General features: G+C 53.0%; 4 protein-coding genes. All 4 read left to right on the forward strand.

Annotation, left to right across the window (positions count from 1 at the left end; translation table 11 throughout):
* The first annotated feature begins 355 nt into the window (after window positions 1-355).
* The gene (locus JL719_RS14785; protein WP_165385969.1) at window positions 356-11,971 is read left to right on the forward strand and encodes a calcium-binding protein; all 11,616 of its coding nucleotides are present in this window, start codon (window positions 356-358) and stop codon (window positions 11,969-11,971) included.
* A gap of 188 nt (window positions 11,972-12,159) precedes the next feature.
* Window positions 12,160-13,125: an IS110 family RNA-guided transposase gene (locus JL719_RS14790; RefSeq protein ID WP_033156983.1), complete on the forward strand. Its 966-nt coding sequence runs from the start codon at window positions 12,160-12,162 to the stop codon at window positions 13,123-13,125.
* A gap of 1 nt (window position 13,126) precedes the next feature.
* Complete coding sequence (locus tag JL719_RS14795) at window positions 13,127-14,236, forward strand: calcium-binding protein (protein WP_051670572.1); 1,110 nt, start codon at window positions 13,127-13,129, stop codon at window positions 14,234-14,236.
* A 132-nt stretch (window positions 14,237-14,368) separates the two neighbouring features.
* Window positions 14,369-15,640, forward strand: coding sequence for a glycosyltransferase (locus tag JL719_RS14800; protein WP_051670570.1), 1,272 nt, complete (start codon window positions 14,369-14,371; stop codon window positions 15,638-15,640).
* The last annotated feature ends 16 nt before the right edge of the window (window positions 15,641-15,656 follow it).

The following is a 15,656-nucleotide window of genomic DNA, read 5'->3' on the forward strand; positions in this document are numbered from 1 at the left end:
AAGCAGTGCTTCATTTGGCTTATATCAATATGATGTTGGCAGTGGTAACTCCCTTGTTACAAACTTTCTGAGTGCAATTGGCTTTACTCAGGCTCAAATTAACTTTCTTTCACAGCAAGGAACTGCGGCAAGCCAGTATTCTCCTTATACTATACAGCTTCAAGCCGCACTTCAAATCCCAGTTAATACTTCCTTATTACAGCAATTGAATAATAATTGGGCAAGCAACTTGGTTGCCAATCTTCAAACTGCCCTGAATACAATTTATTTTAAAAACCCTAATATTGCGATTCAAATATACGAAACACCAGAGTTGCAGCTTAGACTTTTGGATTATGCTAATCAATTTGGCGGCATGAGTACAAACGGCCCGATGGTTAAGTGGCTTTCAGGAGAATCGGTTTCACAAGCACCTCAAATTCAGCCGGGCCAACAACTTACCGGAGATGATATTTATACGTTTATTCAAGGTACCGAAGAAGGGCAAACATATCCTGATAGAGTAGAGTCACGTGAAGCACGCCTTGATAGTGCGCTTCAAAGCTTATCGATTGCCCTTGCGCCTACTGACAAAGTTGTTACCTCTAATCCCGATAACAGTACTACTACTCACATCAGCAATACGGATGGATCCAGCTATGAATACACTCTTGATGCCAACGGTAAAGTCACCTCCACGATCATTACCAATTCGGATAATAGCAAGGTTTACTATAGCTTTGGAACCGATGCACGTGACCCCAGCTCCAATGTTGAGCACTATGTTCAATGGTCTCTTACCGCAAATGGAAAACTCGCTGAAATTAATTCGGATATTGGCGACGGCAGCCAATATTTTTCGTCCTACGACGCCAATCAAAGCCGCTACGTCGAATGGAAGCTCTCCAAAACTGGCGATCTACTGGAGCTCAGTGGAAGCAATAATCTTGAAAACAACGCAAGCGAACATTTCGCCTATGATCCCAACACCGGCGACCATGTCGAATGGACAGTTTCCGCTAGCGGAGAATTGTTGGCCTTGAGTGGCTCAAAAAACATGGTCGATTGGGTGGAACAGGTTTCGCCCGATTTTTTTGATCTTATCGATAATTTTTTCATCCGTTCGGCGGGTGCCGGCGAACTTGACTCGGTCTCGAATTTTGCCAACGCGACGAACGGCAATACCCGTGCTGATTTCAAGCTGGATGCCGCCGGTAATTTAACCTCGGCTAGCGTCGCCAACGCCGATGGCACAAAAACCTATTATTCCTTCGACCCACAAGGTCAGACCTTCGCGGAATGGCGGCTTTCTAACGGCGGCGAGCTATTGTCGCTCAGCACCAATAACAGCGACGGCAGCCAAGCCTATACCGCCTACGATCCGTCTTCCGGCGAATCTGCCCAGTGGACTGTTTCTCCAGCCGGCGACCTGCTGTCGTTGAGCACTGCCAACCCCGATGGTTCGAGCAATTATTACGCCTACGATCCGGTCACCGGCGAGCATGCCGAATGGTCGATTTCCGCCGATGGCGAACTGCTGAGCCTGAACGGCTCCAAGCAGATGGTAGATGAACTGATCGATGCCTCAATGCCGGGTAAAAGTCTATTGGAATCGATTCTGGATTTCTTCTTTACCCCCGCCCACGGCGCCGACATCAACCCGCTCACCGCCGGCCAATTCAACGCCGCCCAAAACTTCGTCCCCCGCCGCGACCCCTTGGTGTTGGACCTGGACGGCGACGGCATTGAAACTACCGGCATCGGCAATGTCTATTTCGACCACGATGCCGACGGCGTCAAAACCGCCTCCGGCTGGGTCAAGGCCGACGACGGCCTGCTCGTATTGGACCGCAACGGCAACGGCACGATAGACACGGGCCGCGAACTGTTTGGCGACGGCACCTTGCTGGCGAACGGTAAAACCGCTGCCGACGGCTTTGTGGCGCTGTCTCAGGAAGACAGCAATGCCGATGGCCGGATCGATGCCTCAGACGCCCGCTTCGCCGACCTGCGGGTCTGGCGCGACCTCAATCAGGACGGCACCTCACAAATCGGCGAGCTATTCACCTTGGCTGATCTGGGTATTCAATCCATCGCGCTCGCCCACAGTACCGCCAACCAATCCCTGGGTAACGGCAACCGCCTGCTCGGTCAGGCTGATGTTACCCGTAGCGACGGCACGACCGGCAAAATCGCCGAGATCAACCTGGCCGCCGACACCTTCCGCAGCCAATTCAGCGAGCCCGTGCCGCTGGCTGAGGGTGTTAGTGCTTTGCCCAACCTGCAAGGCGCCGGCAAAGTCCGCGAACTGCACCAAGCCGCCAGCCTATCCACAGCGGTTAATGCGCTATTGACGCAATATAGCCAAGCCGCTACGCGTACCGAGCAGTTGGCGCTGTTGGACAACTTACTCAGTAGCTGGGCCGATACCGCCGGCATGGCCAACAGTATGGATGATCGCGATCCCGCGCACTTCCGGGTTCGCTACGACAGCTTCGGCAACGTCAGTCGCAGCAGTCATCTGCTACCGGCAGCCGCCGTGACCGCCAACGGTGGTACGCTATCGCCCGACGGCGCCAACGATGCCTTCGTCGATGCCGACTACAAAGCCCTGATCGCCAGTTGGAACCGCAAGATTCACGTCTTGGAAGCCTTTAACGGCCGTTACTTCTTCAACCTACCCGGCCAAAACCAGCCCGGCAGCTCGGCCATTCTAGGTTTATCCAATGATTACAGCTACCGTCCAGCCGTTGGAGAGCCCAGCCAGCGCCTCTTAGTCAATTTCGCCCAAGCACAGCTTAACGCGCTTGATCAAGGTTACGCAGCCCTCAGAGAAACCGTCTACCAAAACCTGCTGCTGCAAACCCGCTTCAAACCGCTGCTGGACCAAGTCGGCTTGATTGTGGATGGCCAAGGTCTCCGCCTGGATTTCACGGCCCTGGAAGCCACTCTAAGCCAAAACATTCAAACCAACCCGGTCGACGGCATTACCGACCTGATCGAATTCACTCGCTCAACGCAACAACAATTCCAGGGTACCGATTTTAAGGCCTGGAATATCCTGGAAGAGGCGCTGCGCGCCAACCCCGTCACACCGGAATTGCAACAGGTTTTCAATACCTTCGGTGTCCGGATCACCGCCGCCGGCACCACCCGCTTGGATGGCAGCGCTGCTGCCGATATTCTGCTGGGCGGCGACCAGGCCGATACCCTGATCGGTAACGACGGCAACGACGTCTTACTGGGCGGTGCCGGCAACGACACCCTCTACGATGGCAACGGCGATAACATCCTGATGGGCGGCGCCGGCGACGACCTACTCCAGGGCGGCTACGCCAAAGACCGGCTCGACGGCGGCAGCGGCGATGACACACTAAAGGGGGGGCGCGGCGACGATGTCTACTTGTTCCGGCGCGGTAGTGGTCAGGATGTGTTAAGCGATGGCGACGGCAGCAACGTATTGCTACTGGAGGGACTGACCGCCGCCGACATTCAGGTCGAGATGTTAGGTCGTGTGGAAGTGAGGTTGCGCATCATTGACACCGGCGAAACTTTAACCATTCAAGCGAATAGCGGATTTAACGGCTGGTGGAACGCCTACAATAACCCCCGTGAATTGATGCGCCGCTCAATTCCTGCCATTCATTTCGCCGACGGCACGGTATGGAATGCGGATGAACTGCTGCGTCATACCGTGGCGCAACCGACCGAAGGCGACGATGTCATTCAGGGCAGTTATGCCGCCGATACCATCACAGGCCTGGGCGGTAACGACGAACTCCATGGCGGTCTTGGCAACGATAACCTAAGCGGCAATGCCGGCGATGATTTGCTACTGGGAGGATCGGAAGACGATACGCTAGATGGTGGCGCCGGCGACGATACTCTGGTGGGGGGCGATTACAACGTCAACTACTACACCAATACTCGCTACTACGGATCCGAATACGATAACGGCGCCGATACCTACCACTTCGGGCGTGGCAGTGGTCACGATACCATCATCGACTATGATACCGCTAGCTTCAATGTCGATAGATTGGTCTTTGCGGCCGACATCGCGCCGAGCGACGTGCAAGTCAGCATCAACGGTTTTGATCTGGATTTAGGTATTGCCGGCAGCGCCGACCGGGTCACGATCCAGGGATATTATTACTATAACGAAAACACCGTCAGTCGGATCGAGCGCATCGAATTCGCCGACGGCACGGTGTGGACCGAAGCCGAGCTGCGGGCCATGATCGTGGCCGGCAGCGAGGCGGACGACACCATTCCGGCTTTTTACACGAATGATATTATCACTGGTCTGGCAGGCAATGACCGCATAGACGGCGGTCAAGGCGATGATCATATAAATGGCGGTAGCGGTAACGATCAAATTGTTGGTGGCTCAGGAAACGATCTGATCGAGGGAGGTTTGGGGAACGACCAAATCGAAGGGGGCTTGGGTGACGATGTTATTGACGGCGGACTGGGAGATGACACGATAATCAATAAATATTTATACCGATTTGGTGCAGTGAGCGGCAACGATACCTACGTATTCGGTTTAGGATACGGACACGACATCGTTCTGGACACTGATATAAAGCATACCGAAACCGATACCATCCGCTTTCAACCCAACGTAACACCGAACGATGTCAGTATTTTGCGCGTCGCCAATAATCTGGTATTGCGCCTGGATAACGGCGCGGACAGTCTGACTATTCAGGATTGGTTTGCCTTCGATCGCGACGATAACAAAATCGAGCGGGTCGAATTTGCCGATGGCACGGTGTGGGATATTTCTTACCTGGAAACTCATTTGCGTCTGATAGGTACCGAGTCCGATGACTATCTTAGAGGGGGACGTCAGGGCGAAAGTTACGAGGGTTTGGGCGGTAACGACATGTTGTTCGGCGATGGCGGGGATGACCTCATGCACGGTGGCGAGGACAACGATAGGGTCTTCGGCGGTTACGGTAACGATAGTGTGTATGGCGATGCCGGCAATGACATTTTGTACGGCGAAATGGGCAGCGACATACTGGATGGCGGCAGCGGCGACGATATGCTTTACGGCGGTAGCCAATGGTCCACTAGCGAAGCAGGTAACGATATTTATCTGTTTGGTCGGGGATACGGGCACGACACCATCATCGATAGCGATGCCTCGATGGGTAATAGCGATACCATCCGCTTTACCCCCGATCTTCTCCCCACGGATGTGTTAGTCAGGCATCGCGGTAACGATCTCAATTTTGTTATTCAGGAAACCGGCGAAACCTTAACCGTCAAAAATTGGTTCAACCCACAACTGGGTCGGGAAGCCGCTAACCTGATAGAGCGTATCGAATTTGCCGACGGCACGGTATGGACGGCTGCCGATGCAGTTGCCTACAGTTTAGTGGGCAGCTCCGGCGACGACGACATCGTCGGTTACGCCACTGGCGATGCCATCACAGGTTTGGCAGGCAATGATCGGTTGTTTGGCGAAGCCGGCGACGACGAACTGACTGGCGGCTCCGGGGATGATACTTTATCGGGGGGCCTAGGTAATGACCTCCTGGATGGTGGCGCCGGTCAAGACGGCATGATGGGCGGTGTCGGTAACGACGGCTATCGATTCGGTTACGGTTATGGTAGCGACTCGGTCTCGGATGCCGGAAGCTCTGACGATAATAACGATTTCATCACGCTAGACGAGAGCGTGATTCCCTCCGACGTGCGACTCAGCCGCCAAGGCAATGATCTGATATTAACTTTGGAGGATTCTACTGATGTCTTGACGGTGAAAAACAGTTTTTATTCCGAACTGAATCAAATCGAGGAAATCCGCTTCGCCGACGGCACGGTCTGGAACCTTGATGTCATCAGGCAAAAGGTATTGCAAGGGACGTCCGCCGCTGACGAACTGTTAGGGTTCTATACCAATGATGTTATCACCGGCGATGCTGGCGACGATATGTTGGAGGGTGCTTGGGGGGACGATACGCTGAATGGCGGTCGCGGTAGCGACCTTCTCTACGGTGGCGGTGGTAACGATACTTACCTTTTTAGTCTGGGCGACGGTCATGATGTTATCGATGAAGACGACGGGACGGATACTATACGGCTGGGCGCCGGCATTGCCACAACCGATGTTGCACTGTCCTTCGACGGCAACGATTTATTGATAGGCATCGTCGGTGGCACCGATAGCATGCGAGTCATCAACTTTAACTATGGCGGCTGGAATCAGGTCGAATTCTTGCAATTTGCCGACGGCACGCGCTGGAACGTCGATACGATAACCTTGTTAGCCAGTATTGCAGGCAACAGTAATACGCTGCTCGGTACGCCGAATGTGGACATTCTAACGGGCACAGCCGGAGCGAATATCATCATTGGCCTGGAAGGCGACGACACGCTGTTTGGCGCTGCCGGGGACGATACCCTCTATGCCGGAGACGGTAACGACACACTGAACGGCGGAACCGGCAACGACGAGTTATACGGTCAAGGCGGTAATGACGCTCTACAAGACGAAGGTGGCGCAAACTGGCTGTATGGTGGCGAAGGTGATGACGTATTGCAAGGTGGCGCAGATGAAGACGCCTTGTATGGCAATAACGGTAATGACCAGCTATATGGTGGAACAGGGCGTGACCGGCTATATGGCGACGATACCTATGGTACGGCTGGCGACGATGTCCTGGCCGGTGGTGCTGGCGATGACGAACTTGTTAGCGGTCGCGGTTCCGATACTTATGTTCTGAATCGAGGTGATGGGTTCGATCACATTATGGCTGAACCGTTCAGATTTAGCGACGACGCTGTGGTATTCGGACCCGGCGTCAGTGCGGCTGATTTGTTGGTGCAAATCCGCGATGCGGGCTCGTCAGGCTACGGCGGTGGCTATGGTGGGTACGGCGGTGGCTATGGTGGCTCTTACGGAGGAAGCTACGGCGGTGGATATGGTGGCGGTTACGGCGGCAATTATGGAGACGGACTGTTATTGGCGGTTGGCGTGGGCGGTGACGACGGTCTGTTGCTGGAATTGCAAAGTTATTACAGTGGCATCGATTACGGTGGCGGTTATGGTGGTAGCTATTACAGCTTCTATACGACCCTGCAAGATTTTGAAGTACGCCGTTTTGTATTTGCCGATGGCACTGAACTGACATTGGGCGAGGTTTTAGCACGGGCGGATGCCGGGGTGATAGGCAATCAGTACGGCAACAACGCGAACGAATTTCTGTTAGGCAGTGTGGCCGACGACGAGATTTATGGCTATGACGGTATCGACAAGATTGATGCCCGTGCCAATGAAGACATTATTGTTGGCGGTTACGGCGATGATGTCATTGCAGCCGGTTACGGCGACGATTCGGTTTACGGGGACAGCGGTGACGATATCATAGCAGGTGGACGCGGCAATGATTATTCGTATGGGGGAGACGGTAACAATACGTTTGCCTTTAATCGTGGTGACGGCGACGATTATCTGGATACCTATGCCAATAATGGAGCAATCAATACCCTCTCGTTCGGTGTTGGCGTTAATCCCAATGATATTTCCGCGACGGTGGATGCTCAAGGCAATTTGGTATTGCTGCTAGATGGCGGCGCGGGCGGCAGTATTACTTTCCCTTGGTTCCGGGTATGGGATGGTTATTCCGTATCTGAAGATCCGGCAGTTGCCCGATTACAGTTTATCGATGCCGACGGACATGCACGTATTTTCAATTTGGCTGGACTGGTTGCGACACAGGCATCGGGACTGATGTCGTCAGATCGCACCTGGCCAGTCGCCATTTTTCAGAGTAACGCCTCGGAATTCGAATTGACGGGTACGACTGCCCCAATGGGCGGGGGTTATGCGGTAGCGTATGCACAAATTGACGATCTTTTTGGCACGCCTTACTACGCCAACGGCAATATTGGCACCAATGGCGATGACCTCATTCTCGGTAACGAAAACGACGATATCTTCGATGCAGGGGCTGGTAACGATGTGATCGCTACGGGTTCCGGCAACGACATTATTGAGGGTGGTACCGGCGCTGACAGGATAGAAGCGGGCAGCGGCGACGACCGTTTGATGGGTGGGTCAGGTGACGACACGATTTTGGCCGGCTCAGGTGATGACGACATCAATGCCGGTCCTGGTACCGATATTGCCGAAGGTGGGGAAGGTGACGATACCTACCACTTCAACGTGGGTGACGGTGATCTGACTATCATAGACTTAGCTGACGGCGACGGTAACCGGTTGATATTCGGTGAGGGTATAGATCCCGAGTTATTGACACTGTCCTATGACGATAACCAAAATTTGGTCATCAATACCGGCACCTTGGGAGACATTGTCAGATTAAGCGGATTTAGCCATGACTATCCCGATGAAGACAATGCGGTGGCCATTTATGAATTTGCCGATGGTACCGAGCTTACCCATGTGGAATTACTGACACGTGGTTTCGATTTGACGGGAACGGATGCGGATGATTACTTGGAAGGCACCTTCCTGCAAGATCGTATTGTGGGTTCGGGTGGCAATGATTTTATAGTTGGTAGCCGGGGTAACGACACATTGCAAGGCGGCAACGGTAACGATGTTTACGTGTTCAATCTTGGCGACGGTGTCGACACCATCGTCGATTTGGCCGGCCTCGATTCAGGTAATGAAATACGCTTTGGTAGCAGTATAACTCAGAGCGATTTACGGCTGAGTCTGGACGGTGATGTATTAACAATCCACGTCGGCCCGTACGGAGATCAAATTCGCTTAACCGGTTTCCAACCTGCCGATCCGGAAGCCTTAACACCGGTTGAGCGTTTTCAGTTTACCGATGGGTCGAGTTTGGATTTTGGCGAGTTACTGGGGCTCGGTATAGAAATCGTCGGCACGCCCAATAACGATGAACTGACCGGTAGTAATCAAGCGGATATCTTCCGCCCTCTAGCCGGTGACGACACGATGGACGGCGGTGCCGGCGACGACGTATATCTAATCGGTACCGATGAAGGGACGGATAGCATTACCGATTCAGCCGAAGCCGGTGCGGGCAATACCTTGGTATTTACCGATGCGGACTTTGACGGCGACGCAGTCACATTGAGCCACGATGCGGAAACCGGCAGTTTGATCCTTGACTATCCGGATGCAGACAATCAGATTCGCCTATCCGGTTTCAATCGCAATGATCCATTCGGTGCCCATGCCATTGAGCATTACCAGTTAGGCGCTACCGCCCCACTGCTCAGTTACGCGGAGTTACTTGCACGCGGCTTCGATATCGACGGCACAATGGATAATGATGTGTTACTCGGTACCGCCATCACTGATCGAATATTCGGGTATGACGGTAATGATCGCATTGAATCCGGTCCAGGTAACGATACGGCCAACGGCGGCGCGGGCGACGACAGCTATCTGTTTAATATAGGTGACGGGGTGCTAACCATCGTTGATAGCGCCGAAATGGGGGCTGGCAACCAATTGGAGTTTGGTGAGGGTATCACCCAGGAAGATTTGATCAACCATTTGCATTTCGAAGCTCCCGCTAACGGCGAGCCGGGTTGGTTCATCATCCGTGTGGGAGACAACGGCGATGAGGTTCGTCTGCAAGGTTTCGATCCCAATGATGTCGAAAACAGCCCACGCGCTGTGGACAGTTTTCGATTTGCGGATGGTAGCGTAGTGGATTTTGGACAGCTGGTCAGAAGTACATTTGTCATACAGGGTGATCAAAACGGGAATACCTTAAGCGGTACTAACCTTGGAGATCGCCTGTACGGTTATGAAAGTGCGGATAGCCTCTATGGCGGTGATGGTGACGATGTGTTGACCGGTGGTAGCGGCGACGACAACCTACTGGGTGGTGCGGGCCGGGATACCTTTGTCTTTAACCTCGGTGACGGTATCGATACGATCCACGATGCCTTGCTGAATGGTTATGCCAATACCTTGAGTTTTGGAGAGGGTATTGGCCCTGACGATCTGACGTTGGTGCGCGACGGCACTACGCTGACAGTGTCTTACGGTAACCAAGGCGACGCGGTGCGTATTCTCAATTACGATCCTAGCGGCGTATTTGGTAGCCAAGTCATAGACCGCTTCGAATTTGCTGATGGCGGGGCGTTACCAATTGAAGCAGCGCTCAATACCGGACCGGGCGTCGGAGTGGCGTTGGCCGAACATATGGCTTGGGAAGATCAGCCGATACACTATCAAGTGCCAAGCGATTTGTTTGCCGATGCGAATAGCGCACTGATTTTGTCGGCCACCTTGGCCGCCGGCAGCGCGTTACCGGCATGGCTGCATTTCGATCAAGCTACCGCGACATTCTCCGGCACGCCGGCGAACGAGCAAGTCGGCAGCTATGCAATTCGCTTAACCGGTACCGACGCTTTCGGTGCGACGGCGGAAACGCAATGGAATCTGGCTATCATAAACGCTAATGATGCACCCATAGTAGCAGTCAATCCCGGCGATATCATTGCCACTCAGGATCAAATGTTGACATTTACCCTGCCTGACACGACTTTCGTTGATGTCGATCAGGGTGACCATTTGACGTACTCCGCTACGTTACGTGATGGTTCAGCGCTGCCTGGTTGGTTAGCTTTTGATGCGGCATCACTGAGCTTTAGCGGTACACCGGCTAATGCCGATGTCGGTAGTTTGGGTATTCGGCTCACGGCGACGGATACATCCGGCAGTTCAGTGACAGCCGATTTTTCCGTGCACGTAACGAACGTAAACGATGCTCCGATATTGTTAACGCCTTTCGCCGATCAAATTGCAACCCAAAATCAGCCATTCATATTCTCACTGCCACCTGCGTCCTTCATAGATATCGATGCCGGCGATACGTTAAGTTACAGTGCGACGTTGATTGACGGCCAGTCTTTACCGGCTTGGCTGAGTTTCGATACAGTGACGCAAAGTTTCAGTGGTGCTCCAGGTAACAGCGAAGTTGGCTCCTACACCATCAAACTGTTGGTGAGCGATTCGCTAGGAGGCACTGCGGAAGACAGCTTTGTGCTAACCGTGCAAAACGTTAATGATGCGCCTTTCCTCGCAACCCCGCTGACTAATCAGACAGCAACCCAGGATCAAGCTTTTCAATACACACTGCCGCCCGACAGTTTCGTCGATATAGACGCAGCAGATGTCTTGAGTTATTCGGCGACCTTATCCAATGGTGCCGTATTGCCAAGTTGGTTGCAGTTCGACGCAGCGTCTTTGAGTTTTTCCGGTACCCCCGCAAATAGCGATGTCGGCAATCTTAGTATCCGTTTGACAGCAATCGATTCAGTCGGCGCTAGCGCGACAGCTGACTTTGATCTCGCTATTGCTGATATCAACGACGCACCGATCCTAGTGGTCCCGGTTCTCGATCAAACGGCGCAAGAAGGTGTTGCATTCGCTTATCAGATTCCGGCGAATGGCTTTAAGGATATCGATGTGGGCGACTCGCTGAGTTACGGTCTAAGTTTGGCCGATGGTGGCGCGTTGCCGAGCTGGCTAAGTTTCGATAGTACGTCGCGTACTTTAAGCGGCATGCCCGGTGCGCTGGATGTGGGTATCGTGTCGCTCCGCATATTAGTTAGCGATGCAGGGGGTTTATCGGTAGCCGATGACTTTGTGTTGAATATTGCGCCAAATGTGGCGCAAGGACAGATTATCGACGGTACCGACGGCGACGATATACTGATTGGAACAGCCGGTGACGATACGCTCAACGGTAAAGCGGGTCGGGATTGGCTGCAGGCAGCTTTGGGAGACGATACTCTGCTGTATTCTGTTGACAGCCGCTGGACCGATGATGACCACGATGATCATGAGGATGACGAAAACGACCATCATCATGCTCACGACGACGGCGAGCACTCATGCGAAGATGAATCCGGACGGAGGATTAATGTCGGTAGTCCCGGATATCAAGGCTCTGCTGAAACAGTCAGCCTGGCGGAGCGAAATCGGAGCTTGTATTATCCAAGCGTGCTTTTCAAAGGATAGTAATTCGTGAAAACACACCTGAGGGGCACCTCAGGTTTGGGTCGCTGGATGCCGTATCGGAGCTTGGATTTCGAAATCCCCGGCGTAGATCTTTGCAGCAGCGACCCACTCTCGATCAACGATCGGACAGTCTCTTCGGCCCGGTTTCCGGCAGCCTGCATTCACAAGGTAGATCATTTGAGGTTTTCATGTCCCATTTTTATCTCGGTATCGATGTTGCTAAAGCCAAGTTGGATTGCGCATTGCGTCTGCACAGCGGCAAGTTTCGCGCCAAAGTCATTCCCAATTCTCTCGACGGCTTCGCGACGTTGTTGACGTGGTTGGCCGCTCAAAAGGCCCAATCGCCTCATGTCTGCATGGAAGCGACCGGCATTTATTGGGAAGACGTTGCTCAGCATCTGGCAACCGCTGGTTTCACCGTGAGCGTCGTCAATCCAGCACAAATTAAGGCCTATGGCGCTTCACGGCTCACCCGCAGCAAAACCGATACGGTCGATGCTAAACTCATCGCCGATTTCTGCGCCGAGCGCCAACCGCCTGCTTGGCAGCCCCGTAGCGAGGCGGAAGTCACACTGCGCGCACTAGTATTACGGCTGGACGCCTTACAAACCATGCGCACCCAGGAAAACAACCGCTTGCTAGTGGCGCGCGAGGCCGTGCGTGAGGACATTCAACAGCATCTGAATTGGCTGGATACTGCGATCCAACAATTGATCGACGCCATCAACGATCACATTGATCGCCATCCCGATCTCAAGCAACAGCGCGAACTGCTCGATAGCATTCCCGGCATTGGCGAGCGCACCAGCGCCATCATCCTCGCGTTCTACGCCGATACCTCGCGCTTTGCCAATAGTCGGCAGGCCGCCGCTTTTGCCGGACTCGATCCCCGGCAATACGAATCGGGCAGCAGCCTCAAGGGCAAGCCCAGGCTCTCCAAAATAGGCCATGCCTTCCTGCGCAAAGCGCTCTATATGCCGGCCATGGTGACGCTTTATAAAACAGCCTGGGGTAAACAATTCCGTGGACGATTAGCCGGTGCTGGTAAACCCAATAAGCTGATTATCGGTGCCATGATGCGTAAATTGATTCATGTGGCATTCGGTGTCTTGAAATCCGCAAAACCCTTCGACTCGGCTATTCATCTGGCTTGACTTGGATAACAGTATCTACGATATTTATAATGGCGGCGCTGGATACGACATTTTGAAGGCCACTTCGGGTAGCGATGCTTTATTACTGGATGACGATATCAGTCCTTACCCCGCCGGTCAGTCGGGCCCTCGATTAGTCGGGATCGAAGAGATCCAAATGGGTGGAGGTGATGACGTGGTTGATTTAACCAGCCGTCGCTATGGTTACGGTGACATCAAAATTGACGGTGGCAGCGGCAAGGACGTAATTTGGGCGTCTGCCGGTAATGACCTATTACTGGGCGGTAGCGGCAATGATCGTATCGATGGTGGCGCCGGATATGATGTATTGCAAGGCGGAACCGGTAACGACCAACTATCCGGCGGATTCGGTAACGATCTTATGCAGGGCGGCAACGGCAACGATAACTTGCGAGACATCCAAGGTCACAATTTATTGGATGGCGGTGCCGGCGACGACGAACTGTCCGTCTATGGCGATGCTGCCGTAGTAATTGGTGGCATCGGTAATGATGAATTGGCCTTGTCCGGAGGCAGCAACGTGATTCTATTCAATCGGGGTGACCGTGCGGATACGCTCAACTCCTCCGGCGCGCAGGACGATACCCTATCGCTTGGCGGCGGTATTCGCTATAGCGATTTAAAATTCCGTAAGAACGGTGACGATCTGGTGTTGGACATGGGTAATGGTGATCGAATCAAATTCGATGATTGGTATGATTGTGCCGAACATAAAACTGTTCTGAATTTGCAGGTAGTGGCCGAGGCCATGACTGGATTCGATCAAAACTCAGCCAATCCGCTCATGGATAACAAGATCGAAACGTTTGATTTTTCGGGTCTAGTCGATTCCTTCGATACGGCTAGAGCGTCTCGACCGGGCCTTTCCAGCTGGGCGCTGAGTAATGCCTTGAGTCAATTTCACTTGGGAGGCTTTGATACCGAAGCCTTCGGCGGCGACTTGGCCTATCAGTACGGCAAAAATGGTAGTTTGAGCGGCATTAGTACTAGCGCGGCGCAAGAGACCATTGCCGCGCCCGGATTGGGCACACAAACCCAAACTCTGCATTCTCTATCCAGTTTGCAAGAAGGCATGACGAAGTTAGTGTAGATCAGGTCACGGGGTGGCGTAATGCAGTTTTCCGACTGCTTGACGGCCCCCCCCCCCTGTAATTAGGGTCTTCGTGTCTTTCAAAGTAAATGCTTCCTCTGTTGGTTGCCAGGGGATTATGGATAACATTGCATGAGTCGCATTCTTTTTGCTTGGGAGTTAGGTGCTAATTATGGTCACCTATCCCGCCAGTTACCTATCGCCCTGGGCTTGAGAGCGAAAGGCCATCAAGTGTTTTTTGTCGTTCGAGATACTACTGTGGCGGCGAATCTACTTGGGCCGCATGGTATTGCGTTTACCCAAGCCCCGTTTGATACCAGTGATAAACGCTTGGTTAGGCCCCCGGGCAATTATGCCGAAATGCTTTTGGCATCCGGCTACAGTGAGCATGCAACGTTGTGGGGGATGGTCCGGAGCTGGTTGAGTCTGATGCGAATGTTCAACGCGGATATCATAGTGACTGATCATGCGCCTACTGCGCTATTCGCGGCTCGATTGATCGGGTTGCCCTCTACAATCATTGGTAGCGGTTTTGAAATCCCTCCGAATTGCTCACCATTACCGTCAATCAGACCGTGGGAAGCAATAGATGTCGATAGGTTATGTCGGTCTGAAGAACGTGTCTTGGAACGACTCAATGCCATTGCTATAGCGTTAGGTGAGCGGACACTAAGCCGAATCTCGGTACTATTCGAAGGTGCCGGCAAGATATTGGCAACTTTTGGAGAACTGGATCATTACGGGTTACGCGACGGCGAAAACTATACCGGGCCCATTTATTGTCGTGATGCCGGCCAAGCAATCAGTTGGTCCACGATGGACAGCACACATATATTCGCCTATTTACGACCTAGCGTACCTGGCTTTGAGGCCTTGCTGACAGCCTTGTCCAAGCAGTCGGCCGACATAGTCGTAGTGGCACCAGGTATTCGACGTGCTCAGGCTGAAGCACTAGCCAGACCGGGTTTTCAGGTGTTTGCAGAGCCAGGGCGCTTAGATTCCGGCCTGCTAAAATCCACTGACATTGCAATTACTTACGGTGGAATCGGTACAGTCAGTGCCTGTTTGCTAGCAGGCATTCCCTTGTTACTCGTGCCGCAAAATATCGAGCAGTATTTGATGGGGCAGTGTATTGAGAACTTAACGGCGGGTCTTGTAGCTAAGCAATGTAGAACTCAGGGGCACTTCTCTGAACTGTTAGAGCGTTTGCTTTGCAACCCTATTTATCGACAGAATGCCGTTGATTTCGCAAATCGCTATGCCGACTTCAAGCCCCATCAAGTCATCGACAAAGCGGTGTATTTAGTAGAGACGATGCTGTCATACGGCGGTATCAGTAAGGTCAAGGCTAGTTCACCAGGGTCTGATCAATCGCTAACGCCACCTATAAAATCGATTCATTAGTCCTTATTTAGCTATG

This window comes from Methylomonas sp. LW13 (assembly GCF_016865255.1).
Lineage (GTDB): Bacteria > Pseudomonadota > Gammaproteobacteria > Methylococcales > Methylomonadaceae > Methylomonas.